Genomic DNA, 14108 nt, shown 5'->3' on the forward strand with positions numbered 1-14108 from the left:
TCAGCCGATGCCGTAGTGTTCGGCCAGCGCCTCCAGCCCCTGTTTGAGCAGGGTCTTGCCCTGACGGCGGCGCAGGCCGAGTTCGCGTTCGGCCAGCTGCAGACTGGAACTGCGCAGGCAGACATGGATCACGAAGGCGCGGACGCGGGGGCTGACGGCCTGCAGCGCCGCCTCGACGCGGGCGGCGGCAGAGATCGCCCGGTCGCCGGGCTCCACCCGCGCCGCCGAGCCGCCGCCCGAGCGAGGCAGGGCGTCCCAGCGCATGGTGAGGGACGGGCCCGAGGCCGCAAGCTCGCCGTCGCGCTTCAACCGTTCGCCCGCCGCGACCTCGGCGGGGGTCAGCCAGGGACGGCCCGAAGGATCGCGTCGCCGCGCCAGCCAGGCGATGGGGCTCTCGCCCAGATTGGCGGTGCGGGTCGTCAGCCGGCCGTCGGCCTCCATGACGGTGGTTTCGCCGAGAACCAGACCGGGGCGCCCGGGAGTGGGGGCGGTGTCTTGGCGGGCGGACCGTGCGATCCAGCCGCCTCCGGGCCGGGCGCGCAGGCCGGGATCGGCGACCAGGGCGCGGAAGTCGGCCTCGTCGAGGGTCAGGCTAACGCGCGAGCGCCGATCGCCGCCGATCCTCAGCGGATAGCGTCCGCCCTGCTGGTCGATCCAGGCGCCGGGCCGGGCCAGCATCCGGCGCGCCCTTTCGGCGGCGGGGCTCATGCCGGGGCTCCGATCGCGAGTTCCAGCCGGGGGGCGTCGCAGATCTGGCGCAGGGTCTGCTCCATCCGGTCCAGGGCGGCGTCGATGGCGGGATCGTCGCGGGCGTCCTCGGACCAGCGGCAGCCGGTGCTGGCCGTCGCGCGGTTGACCCCGAAGGCCAGGCTGACCCGCTCCAGCGTCCAGCCGTAGCCTACATGGGCCAGATAGATGGCCAGCCAGCGGCCGCGGCAGCCCTTCAGCCCCAGCCGGTCGCCCCGCATCGCCGCGATGGGCACATCGAAGGTCAGGGCGATCATCTGCATCGCCAGCCCCGTTCGCGTCCGGTCGCCCTCCGTGACCGGCGCCCGCCAACCCGTTTCTTCCATTCCTGCCTGCAACACTGTTCCAAACTCCATGATCGACGACGGCCATCTTGGGACCGCCTTCGAGCCATGATAGGAATTATGTCCTATTCGACGTCAGTTTCGGTCATAACCCTAGGCCGAGACCGGATCTGGCGGTGGAGGACTATGCGGGTCGGGGAAATCCGGGCCGCGCCTTCAGGCCGCGCTTCGGAGAGGCGTTCGCGTGGCGGGCGAAGAAAAATGGAATCGTTGACTCACGACGCTCGACGCGGATTCGCAAATCAGCCTACGATTCGACTCAATGAGCGGCCATTAACTGTTCTTAAGGTTTTGACCGGTTAACTCACGAACAAGGTTACCCGGGCGTGTCCGAGACGGGACAGTCGGGTCATATGGTCAAGGTTTGCCTGGAGGGGCAGTGAATGCGCGTTCTGCTGATTGAAGACGATCACGCGACGGCCCAGAGCATCGAGCTGATGCTGAAGTCCGAAGGCTTTAACGTCTACACGACCGACCTCGGCGAGGAAGGCATCGATCTGGGCAAGATCTATGACTACGACCTGATCCTGCTCGACCTGAACCTTCCGGACATGAGCGGCCTGGAAGTCCTGCGCCAGCTGCGCGTCGGCAAGGTCAACACCCCGGTCATGATCCTGTCGGGTTCGACCGAGATCGAAACCAAGGTCAAGACGTTCGGCGGCGGCGCCGACGACTACATGACCAAGCCCTTCCACAAGGACGAGCTGATCGCGCGCACCCACGCCGTGGTCCGTCGCTCCAAGGGTCACGCCCAGGCCATCATCCACACCGGCGAGATCGCCGTGAACCTGGACGGCAAGACGGTCGAGGTGAACGGTCACCGCGTCCACCTGACGGGCAAGGAATACCAGATGCTGGAGCTGCTCTCGCTCCGCAAGGGCACCACCCTGACCAAGGAAATGTTCCTGAATCACCTGTACGGCGGCATGGACGAGCCCGAGCTGAAGATCATCGACGTCTTCATCTGCAAGCTGCGCAAGAAGCTGGCCACGGCTGCGGGCGGCAAGCACTACATCGAAACCGTCTGGGGCCGCGGCTATGTCCTGCGCGACCCGTCGGAAGCCTCCAACAGCGTCGCGGCCTAAGCAGCCCTCGACCCGAGACCAGTAAGCGTCAGGGAAGAAACGGCCTCAAAAAAATGAACGCCCGTCGGATCGCTCCGGCGGGCGTTTTCAATTTCAGCGAACCGAATAGACCCCATCCTCGGGAATGGTCAGGGGGCTATCAGCGACCCGGATCGAGGCGGGATCGATGGCGCCGGTGGTCAGGTCGCCGATCATCCACAGCGGCCTCCAATCGCCGACCGTCGGGCTGTAGTCGCCACTGCAGGCGTCGGCGCGGCTGATGGTGACGATGACCAGGCCACGTCCGTCGCGCGTCCAGCGGGCGCTGTTGGGCAGGATCATATCGGGCCGGAGGCAGGGATAGCGGTCATGGGCCACGCGGACAGCGGCGTCCGTCAGGGCGGAGCGCTCGACCGGCATACCGTCCACGATCTCGAAAATCTGAAGCACGTCCATGAAGGAGCCGACGTGGTGGTTGGCCAGGAACCAGTGGGAGTCGAGCGACCATGCGATCGAGAACGGCATATCGTCGCTGAGCGTCGGCAGCCGGGTCACAACCCTGTCGCCTGCGTCTCGAAACTCGATCGGTGGCTGTTCATTGTCGTAGGCCTGCTGAACCACGGCGAAGCGTCCATCGGGAGACGACGCGCGGCCGGGGCAGGTCGCGATGAACTGATAGGCGAGACCTTCGTCGGTTCCGCCAAGCCGACAGTCGGATTGCAAGGCGCCGACCGTTCCTCCGTAGGTCAGAAGCGCGGTGGTGGGGATCGGGGCGTCAGCCTGAACGAGCAGCGCCGGCACGACCGCCGACAACACGAGCAGCAGGAATTTGCCATTCATCCGGATCACCGCCCCGCGCCCTCCCGGCGCAGCCTGACGCTATCACGACGTGACCGTTCGCCAGGCCGGGCGGCCCACACATCTTCGCGATGTCAGCGCCGGTAGAGCCAGTCGGCGGGCAGGCCGAGGCGCAAACAGGCCTGGGCGGGCGGAGCCTCCTTCAGCGGCAGGCGGTCGGCGGCCCGGGCGGCGGCGCGGACGATCGCGGTCTGCCAGGACGAAAGGCCGTGGCGCGGTTCCAGCCCGACGATACGCGCGACCTCGGGCGGGGTCAGATCGACGGCGGCGCGGATCAGCAGGGACTGCAAGGGACGCGCGAGGCCGGGCAGCAGGGGCGCCGCGCGCATGATGTCGAGAAACTCGAACACGATGGGCGAGGCGGTCAGCTTCGGCGTCATGGCGGTGAGCTGGGCCTGCCACTCCGTCCGGGAGGCGGGCGCCCCGGTCGCGCCGTAGAGGCGGGCGGCGGGGCCGGCCTCGGCCCAGGCCCGGTCGCGTTCGGCCTCAGACAGGGGGCGGGCGAAGCGGTGGAAGGCCTCGATGAAGCCGTAGCTGGCCGTGGCCTGGACCCAGTCCAGCAGCTCCAGATCGTCGGCGGCATAGGCGCGGCCGTCGTCGGCCGTGCCGGTGACCCGGGCGTGGCGGCGATTGACCCCGGCGATCATGGCCTCGGCCTGGGAGCGGGCCGCATAGACGGTGACCATGGCCGCCAGACCGGTGCGCCTCAGGCGTGGGGCCGGATCGGTGCGGAAGCTGGTGTGGTCCCAGACCCCGGCCCGCACGCGCGGCTCGGCCAGCTCCAGGATCACCGCCGTCACCCCGCCGATGAACAGGGCGATCGGGTTCTTGAAGATCCGCCAGGACACAGAGTCCGCACCGATCAGGGCCGGTTCGCCCCTGGGCCCGGAGAAGTCGATCGTCGGCAGGCCGTCCCCGCGCAGAAAGCCCCCGGCGGCGGCCTCGACGCGGCGCTGGAGCGCTTCGGGCAGTACGATGGCGGTCATGGGAGGGGAAGGCGTGGAGCTGGCGCCCGGTTCCTTCAGGCGAAGGCCCCCGCCACCGCCGCATACATCGGACGCGGTCGTCCGGCGCCGTCGAAGAGGAGGGGCTGGTCCTGGCCGTCGTCGCGGTCGCCCTGACGCAGCCAGCTGTCGGTGTCGCGCGCGCCCCAGACGGAGAAGGCGAAGCGTTGGCGCTCGGGCAGGGCCATGAAGGCCTCGGCCAGTTCGCCGACGCGGGCGGTCTGTTGCTCGATGCGTTGGGCGCGACTGCGCAGGTCGACGCGGTCCTCGCTGCGCAGGGAGGCGTCCAGCTCCGAGACATGGATCGGCAGGCCCAGCGAGGCGGCGTCGTTGAAGAAGGCGCGAATCTGGCCGGCGGGGATGCGGATGTCGAGGTGGGACTGCGTTCCGATGCCGCCGATGGGGGCGCCGGCCTTCATCAGCCGCTCGACCAGCTTGAGGAAGGTCGCGCCCTTCCGGGGCGTGTTTTCCAGATTGTAGTCGTTGAGGAACAGGACGGCGTTCGGATCGGCGGCGCGCGCCTTGTGGAAGGCCCGGATCATGTATCCGTCCATGCCCAGCATCCGGCTCCAGTGGCAGTCGCGAAGCTCCGAACCCTCGTCGGTCACCGGCTCATTGACCACATCCCAGCTGACCACCTGGCCCCGATAGCGTCCGGCGACGGTGGCGATGTAGCGGTCGAAGGCGGCGATGAAGGCGGGGCGGTCCAGTCCGGCGAAGGCCTGTTCGCCCTGCGCGTACCAGATCAGCGTATGGCCGTGCAGGCGCAGACCATAGTGTTTGGCGAAGGCGGAGATGGTGTCGGGACCGTCGAAGCGGAAGCGCCCCGGCCCGTCGCCGAGGATGTATTCCATCTTCATCTCCCACTCGGGCGTGAGCTGGGAGAATTGGGCGGTGACGAGTTCGACCCAGGCCGGGTCCTCGAACTGGGGACTTTTGGCGCAGACCCCGACCGGGAAGGGGGCGAGGGACTTCAGGGGACGGGCAGGCGAAGCAGCGGCGGGCTGCGCCGAGGCGAACCGCTCGCACGCGGCCAGGGCGATCGGCAGCGCGAGGAGGGCGCGCCGGTCGAGCATCAGCTCACGCGGCGGCGCAGGCCCATTTCGTCGAAGGCGGCGGTTTCTCGCTTGCCGGCCTCGATGATGGCGTTCAGCCGGGTCATTTCGGCGACGTGTTCGAACTTCTTGAGCTCGCCGAAGGCGTCGGTCAGGGCGTCACGGGCGCCGGATTCCTCGCCTTCGAGGGTGACCAGGTCGGCCTCGGCGACGCCCTTGCGGGCCTTCCAGCCGTTCATATAGGCGCCGAGCAGCATATTGGCGTTGGCGTCCGCGCGGGCGCGCTCGCGTTCCACCTCGACCTCGGCGTCCAGCACGGCCAGACGCATCTCGGCGGAGGCCTTGCGCGCGGTGATCTCGGCAAGGCGCTTCTGCAGCGTCTCGACCTCGTAGTTCGAGATACGGATGAGCGAATGGGCCCAGGCGGTCATGCGATGTCTCTCCGATTAGGCGCCGCCTTACGACGGCACCATCCCCTGGTTCAGGATTGCCTCCAGGCGGGTAAAGGAATCGGTAAGACGCGTGGCGTCGTCCTTGTCCTGGCCCAGAAAAGCTTCAAGCGCGGGGTTGAGGGCGATGGCCCTGTCCGTGATGGGATCGGCCCCCGCGCGGTAGGCGCCGATCTTGATCAGTTCCTCCATCGAGGAATAGGCCGACAAACATTGGCGAGCGCGGCGGTTCAGCTCGCGCTCGGGCGGGGTCTGGCAGCCGGGCAGGGTCCGGCTGACGGATTTCAGGACGTCGATGGCCGGGAAGCGGCCGCGCTCGGCGATCTTGCGGTCCATGACGATGTGCCCGTCCAAGATACCGCGCACGGCGTCGGCGATGGGTTCGTCATGGTCGCCGCCGTCGACCAGCACGGTGAACAGGGCGGTGATGGGCCCGGCCGTGGTGCCGTCCGGCCGGATCGGTCCCGGCCCGGCGCGCTCCAGCAGTTTGGGCAGTTCGGTGAAGACGGTCGGCGTATAGCCCTTGGTGGTCGGCGGCTCGCCGGCGGCCAGACCGATCTCGCGCTGCGCCATGGCGAAGCGGGTGACCGAGTCCATCAGGCACAGGACCTCGAGATCCTGATCCCGGAAATATTCGGCGATGGCCAGGGTCATATAGGCCGACTGACGCCGCTTCAGGGCCGGTTCGTCGGAGGTGGCGACGACGACGACGGCGCGGCGCAGGCCCTCTTCGCCGAGGGTTTCCTCAATGAATTCACGAACCTCACGGCCCCGTTCGCCGATCAGCCCGACCACCACCACATCGCAGGTGGCCTGTTTGGCCAGCATGGACAGCAGGACCGACTTGCCGACGCCGGAGCCGGCGAAGATGCCCAGACGCTGGCCCCGGCAGGTGGTGGTGAAGACGTCCATGGAGCGGACGCCCAGATCCAGACGCTCGCCCACCCGGCCGCGCGAATGGGCCGGCGGCGGCGAGGCGCGCAGGGGATAGGGGGCGGGCCCTTGCGGCAGAGGCCCCTTGCCGTCGATCGGATTGCCGAAGGCGTCGATGATGCGGCCGAGCCAGGCGGTAGTCGGCTTGACCGAGGCCTGTTCGCCGATGATGCGGATGTCGGCGCCGGGGGCCACGCCCTCGACCGGGCCGAAGGGCATGAGCAGGGCCTTGGAGTCGCGAAAGCCCACGACCTCGGCGGGCAGGGCGGTGGCGCCGCGCCGCACGATCTCGGCCCGGGCTCCGACGGCCAGACGCGACAGACCGCCCCGGGCCTCGATCAGCAGCCCGCTGACGCCGGCGACCTTTCCGGTCACGACCAGCGGGTCGATGGCTTCGACGGCGGCGACGAGATTGCGCAAAAGGACCCCGGGAGACTGGCGTTAACGAATGCGGGATCATGGTTAACGAGGGGTGAAGTCGAGGCCGATCGGCCGGGGACTAATACCTATTTCAGCGTCTCCTCGAAGAAGCGGACGACCTTGAGGTTCAGGTCGCGATGGAAGGCGGCGCGATCGAAGTCGGGGGCTGAGCGGCACAGGTCGGGGAGTTCGGCCGCCATGCCTGGACTGCAGGGCGTCAGGAAGTCGTAGTGCATCGCCCGCTCGACGCGATGGTATTCAGGCGGGGCGCCCAGACGGTCGCGGATCGGCTCGACATTGAAGGGTGCGGGCAGGATCTCATCCTCCGCCGCCTGCCACAGCTGGACCGGGATATGGACCGAGGCCAGGCTCGCGTCGGTGAAGGAGAAGCCGAGCGCCGGGGCGGCAATGACGGCGGCCTTGATCCGGTCATCACGGGCCTCGGGCCGCCAATTCGAAAGGTCGATCCCCTGTTGGGCCAGCAGGCGACAGGCGAAGAAGTCCGGGTGGGCGCGGCAATTGTCGCGGATGGCGACGGCGTCGGAAATCCCGCCGATGGCCGAGGTCACAGTGAAGCCGCCCGCGGAGAAGCCGAAGGCGCCGATGCGGTCCGGATCGATGGCGGCGGGTCCTGACCAGTCACGGGTCATGTAATCGATCAGGCGGCTGAGCTGGGGCGCGCGCATGGTCAGCTGGGTCGAGCGGCTCTGGTCGCGGAAATTGTCGCCCGGATGGGTCAGGGCGGCGACAACGAAGCCGGCGTCGGCAAGGGCGCGGGCGGTGTCGGGATGACCGCGATACCAGCCCCCGTTGCCGTGGGAGATGACGACCAGCGGGACCGGTCGTCCATCGGCGGGCGGGGCGGGCAGCCAGACCCCGGCCTCGATGGCGCCGTCGGCGCCTCCGGGGAAGGTGAAGGACTGGTCAGGGGCGAGCCGGTCAGTCCGGGCGTGGGCCGAGAGCGGCAGACCCGCGATCAGAGCCAGAAGGATGAAGGCGAACAGGAGGAAGCCGAAGAGGCAGGCGATACGGCTTCGGGGCGAGGGTGCGGGGTGCGGCATGGTCGGTTCCGGGTTGGGGTTGCTCCCTGTTCGGGCGGGCGGCGTCCGCTCGCCAGCGGGGTTTCGCGAATGGGCGAACGGGTGCGCGGTTCGGCGAACGGTTCCGTCGGCAAAGAGCGCGGCTATAAGAGGCGGGATGACGGGACCGACGCCTGAAGGATTGAATACGCCGCGCGCCTGGGCCGTGGATCTGGCGGCCTGTGCGGCGACCGGCGTGGTGCTGGGCGTCGTCGGGCCGTTCGGCAGCTTCTTCAACGACGTCCTGCCGGTGCGGATCGCCTACTGGACCCTGGTCTTCATGATGAGCGGGGTGGTCTTCGGCGCCGCGATCCGCTGGTTGTGGCCGCACGCCTGCCGCCTCCGCCTGCCGTTGTGGCTCTGGCTGCCGATGCTGGTCGCGGTCGGCAGTGTGCCGCTGACCGTCGCCAGCCGTCTGATCGCCATGAGCTTCTGGCCCGGCATTCGTCATGCCGTGGGCTGGGTTGAGTGGTACGGCCAGTCGGTCCTGATCGGCCTGATCTATGTCGGTCTCTACGCCGTGCTGCGGATGCGGGGGGCGGCGCCGGTCACAACGGAGGCCGTTGGTGAGCCGGTCATTCTGCGGCGTTTGCCGGGTCGGCTGGGGCGCGATCTGATCGGGCTGCAGATGGAGGATCACTATGTCCGGCTGCATACCGCCGAGGGGTCGACCCTGGTCCTGATGCCGCTCGGCAAGGCCATGGCCGAGGTCGGCAATCTGGACGGGATGCAGGTGCATCGCTCCTGGTGGGTGGCGCGCCGGGCGGTGGAAGGGGTGGTCGAGGACGGCCGCAACCTGCGTCTGAAGCTGAAGACGGGTCTGGAGGCGCCGGTGTCGCGCGCCCATGTCGCACGGCTGAAGGCGGCGGGTTGGCTGCCGGATCGGACCTGACGCCTCACGAAATCTCGCATGGCGGCGATCAGAAATCGCTTAGCTGCGCCTTGCGATCGGCGTATGCGGCCTATCTGAACAAGACCTCGAACGACGGAGACGCCCCATGTCCGCATATGACGCCAGCCGCCACGCCACCCAGGGCCGGGGCAAGATCTACGACTCGATCATCGACACCATCGGCGATACGCCTCTGGTGCGCCTGCCGCGTCTGTCGGCCGAGTACGGGGCCAAGGCCACCGTTCTGGCCAAGCTGGAGTTCTTCAACCCGATCGCCTCGGTCAAGGACCGCATCGGCGTGGCCATGGTCGAGGCGCTGGAAGCGGCCGGCAAGATCAACGCCGACACCGTCCTGATCGAGCCGACCAGCGGCAACACCGGCATCGCCCTGGCCTTCGTCGCGGCCGCCAAGGGCTACAAGCTGATCCTGGTGATGCCCGAGAGCATGTCGATCGAGCGCCGCAAGATGCTGGCCCTGCTGGGCGCCCAGCTGGAGCTGACCCCGGCCGAGAAGGGCATGAAGGGCGCCATCGCCCGGTCGCAGGAGCTGCTGGCCTCGACCCCGAACTCGATCAGCCCGTCGCAGTTCGACAACCTGGCCAATCCGGCCATCCATCGCGTGACCACCGCCGAGGAGATCTGGAACGACACGGCCGGGGCGGTCGACATCGTCATCGCCGGCGTCGGCACCGGCGGCACCATCACCGGCGTCGGCCAGGCCCTGAAGGCCAAGAAGCCGTCGGTGAAGATGGTCGCCGTCGAGCCAACCGCCTCTCCGGTCCTGTCCGGCGGCGAGCCGGGCCCGCACAAGATTCAGGGCATCGGCGCCGGCTTCATTCCCGCCATCGTCGACCGCTCGGTGATCGACGACGTCGAACAGGTGTCCAACGAGGACAGCTTCGACATGGCCCGCAAGGTCGCCCGACTTGAAGGCGTGCCGGTCGGCATCAGCTCGGGCGCCGCCCTGACCGCCGCCTTCCGCCTCGCCGCCAAGGACGAGAACGCGGGCAAGACCATCGTGGCGATCATTCCCAGCTTCGCCGAGCGCTATCTGTCGACGGCCCTGTTCGAAGGCCTCTGATCGAGAACGTCACCAGCGGTTAACCGGCTGGGCCTAGATTTCGAGGTCATGTCCGATCCTGCGGTCATTCCTGAAGGCGAGGCGCCGCAGCCGGCGATGCGGGCGCGGCACGCCCTGCTCAAGCGGCTGGCCGACGTCGTGTCTTTGCCCGCCAGCCGGATCAACGCCTTCGAGCGGGCGGTGACCGGCGACCTGCTGGTCGAGATGCTGAGGTTGGCCGAGCCGCGCGAGCGCAAGCGCGTCGCCGAACGCCTGGCCCCGCTGTCGGAGCTGCCCAACAGCCTGGCGCGGATGCTGTTGCGCGACGACCCGGCCATCGCCGGCCTGCTGATCGAGCAGTGCGCCTCCCTGACTGACGCCGATCTGGTCGCCTGCGCCCGCGACGCAGGGCCCGAGCATCGCTTCCTGATCGCCAACCGTCGCAGCCTCTCCGAAGTCGTCGCCGAGACCCTGGTCGGGTTCGAGGAGGCGGCGGTGATCGAGGCCCTGCTGCGCAACACGACGGCGCGGCTGTCGCAGAGCGCCGTCGAGAGCATCGTCAGCCTGAGCCGTCAGCACCCCGGCCTGTGCGCCCACCTGCTGCGCCGCCCCGAGCTGCGGCCGTCGGGGGCCTATGTGATGTTCTGGTGGTGCGGACCGGACGACCGCAAGACCATCCTCCAGCGCTTCGCCGTGTCGCGCGAGGTCATGCAGGAGGTCGTCGAGGACGTCTTCGCCATGGCTGCCGAGGAGGGTTGGGCCGATCCGGTGTCGCGCAAGGCCCTGCAGTTTATCGAGCGCCGGCAGCGTAACCGCGCCGCCATCGCCAAATCGCCCTATGACAGCCTGGAGCAGGCGGTCGCCGTCGCCGGCCAGAACGGGCTGACGCGCGAGGTCGCATCCGAAATCGCCTATCTGGCCGGGATCAAGCCCCTGACCGGCGCCAAGATCCTGGGCGACGTCGGCGGCGAGTCCCTGGCCATCCTGTGCAAGGCGACGGGCATGTCCCGGGTCGACCTGCTGAACCTGTGGCGTTCGATGCGCCGGCCCGAAGCGACGGTCGACGGCGCGATCGATCCGGCGTGGGAGCGGGTCTGCATTACCTTCGAGATGCTGGCTGTAGACCGCGCCCAGACGGTGCTGCGTTACTGGAACTGGTCTCTGTCCTCGGCCCTGACCCCCGCACTGCTGAAAGCGATCCGCGAGGGGGAGAATGAAACCCTTGATGAATATTCAGCGCCTGAGCGCGCGGCGATGATGGCGTTGGCGGAAAACTTCGGCCGTTAGTCTGAACTGGCCGTTTCTGGGTTGCAACACTGGGAAATGCCACTCCCTCGCCATAGACCGGGCATCCATTGCTTTCACGAGCGAACGTCAGTATTGGCGGAATCACGATTTGAGTGGCGATGTCAGTCGTCAGTGGGGATTAGCAAGTGGAAACGCCAATGGACGACAAGACCGAACTTCTGGAAATGACCGCTGACATCGTGTCGGCCTATGTCGGCAACAACAGTGTGGCGGCCAATGATCTGCCCGCGCTGATCGCCAACATCCATGCCGCGCTTTCGACCGTTTCGACCGGCGTGGTCGAGGTCGAGCCCGAGCCCAAGGAGCCGGCGGTCCCGGTTCGCAAGTCGATCAGCCCCGACTTCCTGATTTGTCTGGAAGACGGCCGCAAGTTCAAGTCGTTGAAGCGCCACCTGCGCACCAAGTACGACATGAGCCCGGAAGAATACCGCGCCAAGTGGAACCTGCCCAAGGACTATCCGATGGTCGCCCCGAACTACGCCAAGGCGCGTTCGGACCTGGCCAAGCAGATGGGCCTGGGCCAGGGCGGCCGTAAACCGGCCCGCGCGACCCGCGGCAAGAAGTAATCACGCGATATCCGCTCATCCCCGCGAAAGCGGGGACCCAGCGTTTACGAGGGCCATGTCCGGATCGCGGGCGTGGCCCTTTCGTTTGCCGATGATCGCCCAAAGATCTGGGTCCCCGCTTGCGCGGGGATGAGCGGATTCAGGTTCCGGGGATCAGGCCGCCTGGACGCCGCGGCGCATGCGCCAGAAGCGAAGGGTGCGCATGGCCTGTTCGCGGGTCAGGTCGGCATAGAGGCGCGCATAGCCGTGCGCCTTGGCCATGGCCTCGCCGTCGTCGTTGAGGATGACCACGGCGAAGGTCAGGAACAGGGCGCGGTCCAGATCGGCGGCCCGACAGATGACGGCCAGGGCGTCCAGCTCGCGGCGCTCGATGATCTGGCGCGCGGTGTGGAAGTCGACGTCGGCCAGCTGGGCCAGGGAGATCAGGAAGGGCGTGCGCGAGCCGGAGCGCAGGAAGCGGGCCAGCATCTGGGGCGACAGCTGGTTGGCGGCGGCCAGTTCCTGAACATAGGCCAGGCTCTCGGCGTAGTCGGCCGGAAGGACGCCGTCCTCGGTGGCGACACGGGCGCGGCCGGCGGCCAGAGCGGCCTCGAGCAGGACGGGGTCCAAGGCGGCGTTGGTCTCGAGGATATGCTGGCGCAGCCGGGCCTCGACGACGAAATACATCTCGTTGAGCAGATCGGCGGGCAAAGCGCTGCGTTCGACGGTCGCTGCGTGCAGGGCCGGATTGACCTTGGCGCGTTCGACGGCGGTCTCGGAGGCGGTGCGCGACAGGCGGGCGCCGTCATTGCGCAGCAGGGTGCCGAGGGTTTCGTCGTCACCGCGCTCGACGATGACTTCCGACACCGCCTCGGGCACTTCCGGGCGGCTGGAAACGGCGCGCAGATGTTCCTGGCCGTGGACGCGCACGACACCCAGCAGATCGGCCTCGGTCAGGACGGTCGAGGCGCGCAGGACGGCGTCGGCGACGTCGGCCTCGTCATTGGCCAGGCGGCGGATCAGCCCGCGCGGCGCATCGGCCCTGACCGAGAAGCGGTCCGAGAGCTCCTTGCGGACCGCGAGCTCCATATCGGCGGACAGGTCGGAGAGGACGGAGCCGTAGAGCTCGTCTTCCTTTGCCGTGCGCAGGGTCGAGCCGAAGAAGTGGTCGGTCAGTTCACGCAGCAGGGCGCGGCGACTGTCGCTGGACGGCTCTTTGGCGAGGGCGATGAGCGCGGGAAGGCGCGATCCCGTCAGGGCGATCTCATCGGCCGCGGAGAGGGGGGCGGCGACGTCACTCATGGCAGATTGGGATCCTGATTGGGCACGACGATCTGGGCCTGGCCGTTGACGGTTCGCGTGCGCACGGGGGCGGCGGGCGGCTCGGCCAGATCGATGGGGGCGTTATCGAGATAGACGGACTCGGGGATGGCGATCGGGTCCGGCTGGCGGCCTACGGCGCGCTGGACAGAATAGTAGCGGACGCCCTCACGCGGCGGCTCGGCGCCGGCGTAGGCCTGACCGCCCGGCGTGCGGCCTGAGACAGGCTGGGTCAGGACCGGCGACTGGATCTCGCCCTGGGTGTTGGCCTGGGTAGCGGGCGCAGGCGTGGGCTGCTGGGCCTCGGCCTGCGGCTGCTGCATGCGGAAGATGGGCGCGTCCCGGCGCGGGGCCATGGGATCATAGTCAGATGCGGCGGCCGGAGCTGGGCCGACGTCGGCGCGCTGCTGAAGCGGCGCCGACTGTTGGGCCTGATCGGCGGCGGGAGCCTGCATGTGCACGGCCTGCTGCTGCGGCTGTGGCATAGCGCGGACCTGGGCCTCGTACTGGGCCTGGGCCTCGGATCGGTACCAGGCCTGGTACTGCGCCTGGATCTGCGCCTGATAGGCGGCCTGGGCGCGGGCCTGTTCGGCGGGATCGGCCTGGGGCGCGGAATAGACGGGGATCGGGCCGCGCGAGGCGGGTGCTTCCGGAGCCTGCGGTTGAGCGGCGGCAAGCGGGACGGGGGCGGGGGCCGGGGTGCGGTTGGAGCCGGTCCAGGCGGAGGCGGGGGTCAGGCCGGCGCCTGAGCCGACGCCGTAGCGCGAGGGGCGGGCGGAGGCGTTCTGGATGCCGGGATAGCGGGCGCCGTTCGCCGCGAGGGGCGTGGGCGGCCCCGCGACGGGAGACCGACGCAGGCCGTCGGCCGCGCCGGCCGTCGGGGCGTCGGGTTTGCCGGCCCAGGTCAGATAGCGCAGACCCATGACTTCGCCGGGGCGCGCCTGCTGGGCGAGCGAAGGGGAGGCGGCGAAGAGGACGCAGGCGCCGATGGCGAGCGCGGGCAGAGCGTTGGATCGGTTGCGCAAATCGG

General features: G+C 68.6%; 15 protein-coding genes. 5 read left to right on the plus strand and 10 right to left on the minus strand.

Features of this window, described 5'->3' with window-relative positions; translation table 11 throughout:
* Both AC1ROD_RS14280 and AC1ROD_RS14285 read right to left on the minus strand, forming a co-directional pair.
* Window positions 1–708, minus strand: coding sequence for a DUF6456 domain-containing protein (locus AC1ROD_RS14280; RefSeq protein WP_492948932.1), 708 nt, complete (start codon window positions 706–708; stop codon window positions 1–3).
* Window positions 705–1010 carry a chromosomal replication initiator DnaA gene (locus AC1ROD_RS14285; protein ID WP_492948933.1) on the minus strand — a complete coding sequence of 102 codons (306 nt, stop codon included), beginning with the start codon at window positions 1008–1010 and terminating at the stop codon, window positions 705–707. The genes AC1ROD_RS14280 and AC1ROD_RS14285 overlap by 4 nt, the downstream gene beginning before the upstream one ends.
* A 464-nt stretch (window positions 1011–1474) precedes the next feature.
* Here AC1ROD_RS14285 and ctrA point away from each other — a divergent pair, with 464 nt between their 5' ends.
* Window positions 1475–2176: a response regulator transcription factor CtrA gene (ctrA, locus tag AC1ROD_RS14290; protein WP_492948934.1), complete on the plus strand. Its 702-nt coding sequence runs from the start codon at window positions 1475–1477 to the stop codon at window positions 2174–2176.
* A 93-nt stretch (window positions 2177–2269) separates the two neighbouring features.
* Here the strand turns inward: ctrA and AC1ROD_RS14295 are convergent, their stop codons facing one another.
* The 6 genes from AC1ROD_RS14295 to AC1ROD_RS14320 form a co-directional block, all read right to left on the minus strand.
* Window positions 2270–2995: a hypothetical protein gene (locus tag AC1ROD_RS14295; RefSeq protein WP_492948935.1), complete on the minus strand. Its 726-nt coding sequence runs from the start codon at window positions 2993–2995 to the stop codon at window positions 2270–2272.
* A 92-nt stretch (window positions 2996–3087) separates the two neighbouring features.
* The gene (locus AC1ROD_RS14300) at window positions 3088–3999 is read right to left on the minus strand and encodes an oxygenase MpaB family protein (RefSeq protein ID WP_492948936.1); all 912 of its coding nucleotides are present in this window, start codon (window positions 3997–3999) and stop codon (window positions 3088–3090) included.
* A gap of 35 nt (window positions 4000–4034) precedes the next feature.
* Window positions 4035–5093, minus strand: a complete 1059-nt coding sequence (locus tag AC1ROD_RS14305; protein WP_492948937.1) for an endo-1,4-beta-xylanase — start codon at window positions 5091–5093, stop codon at window positions 4035–4037.
* Entirely contained in the window at window positions 5093–5503 is a 411-nt protein-coding gene (locus AC1ROD_RS14310; RefSeq protein WP_492948938.1) for a flagellar export protein FliJ, read from the minus strand. The genes AC1ROD_RS14305 and AC1ROD_RS14310 overlap by 1 nt, the downstream gene beginning before the upstream one ends.
* Before the next feature lie 27 nt (window positions 5504–5530).
* A complete protein-coding gene (gene fliI / locus AC1ROD_RS14315; protein ID WP_492948939.1) occupies window positions 5531–6874 on the minus strand; it encodes a flagellar protein export ATPase FliI in 1344 nt (447 codons plus the stop codon).
* A gap of 86 nt (window positions 6875–6960) precedes the next feature.
* Window positions 6961–7935 (minus strand): alpha/beta hydrolase family protein, encoded by a 975-nt coding sequence (locus AC1ROD_RS14320; protein WP_492948940.1) that lies wholly within the window; start codon window positions 7933–7935, stop codon window positions 6961–6963.
* A gap of 136 nt (window positions 7936–8071) precedes the next feature.
* Here AC1ROD_RS14320 and AC1ROD_RS14325 point away from each other — a divergent pair, with 136 nt between their 5' ends.
* The 4 genes from AC1ROD_RS14325 to AC1ROD_RS14340 all read left to right on the plus strand — a co-directional run bounded on the left by AC1ROD_RS14325 (window position 8072) and on the right by AC1ROD_RS14340 (window position 11779).
* The gene (locus AC1ROD_RS14325; RefSeq protein WP_492948941.1) at window positions 8072–8845 is read left to right on the plus strand and encodes a LytTR family DNA-binding domain-containing protein; all 774 of its coding nucleotides are present in this window, start codon (window positions 8072–8074) and stop codon (window positions 8843–8845) included.
* Window positions 8846–8951: 106 nt separating this feature from the next.
* The gene (gene cysK / locus AC1ROD_RS14330; RefSeq protein ID WP_492948942.1) at window positions 8952–9926 is read left to right on the plus strand and encodes a cysteine synthase A; all 975 of its coding nucleotides are present in this window, start codon (window positions 8952–8954) and stop codon (window positions 9924–9926) included.
* Between the two features lie 48 nt (window positions 9927–9974).
* Window positions 9975–11192 carry a DUF2336 domain-containing protein gene (locus AC1ROD_RS14335; protein WP_492948943.1) on the plus strand — a complete coding sequence of 406 codons (1218 nt, stop codon included), beginning with the start codon at window positions 9975–9977 and terminating at the stop codon, window positions 11190–11192.
* A 158-nt stretch (window positions 11193–11350) separates the two neighbouring features.
* On the plus strand, window positions 11351–11779 hold the full coding sequence (locus tag AC1ROD_RS14340) for a Ros/MucR family transcriptional regulator (RefSeq protein ID WP_492948944.1): 429 nt from the start codon (window positions 11351–11353) through the stop codon (window positions 11777–11779).
* Between the two features lie 153 nt (window positions 11780–11932).
* On the opposite strand, the gene AC1ROD_RS14345 is transcribed toward AC1ROD_RS14340, so the two are convergent.
* Window positions 11933–13060: a DUF2336 domain-containing protein gene (locus AC1ROD_RS14345; RefSeq protein WP_492948945.1), complete on the minus strand. Its 1128-nt coding sequence runs from the start codon at window positions 13058–13060 to the stop codon at window positions 11933–11935.
* The gene (locus tag AC1ROD_RS14350; protein WP_492948946.1) at window positions 13057–14103 is read right to left on the minus strand and encodes a hypothetical protein; all 1047 of its coding nucleotides are present in this window, start codon (window positions 14101–14103) and stop codon (window positions 13057–13059) included. Before AC1ROD_RS14350 ends, AC1ROD_RS14345 begins: the two co-directional genes overlap by 4 nt.
* Window positions 14104–14108: the final 5 nt, after the last annotated feature.

This window comes from Brevundimonas sp. GW821-FHT12E07, from assembly GCF_058807035.1.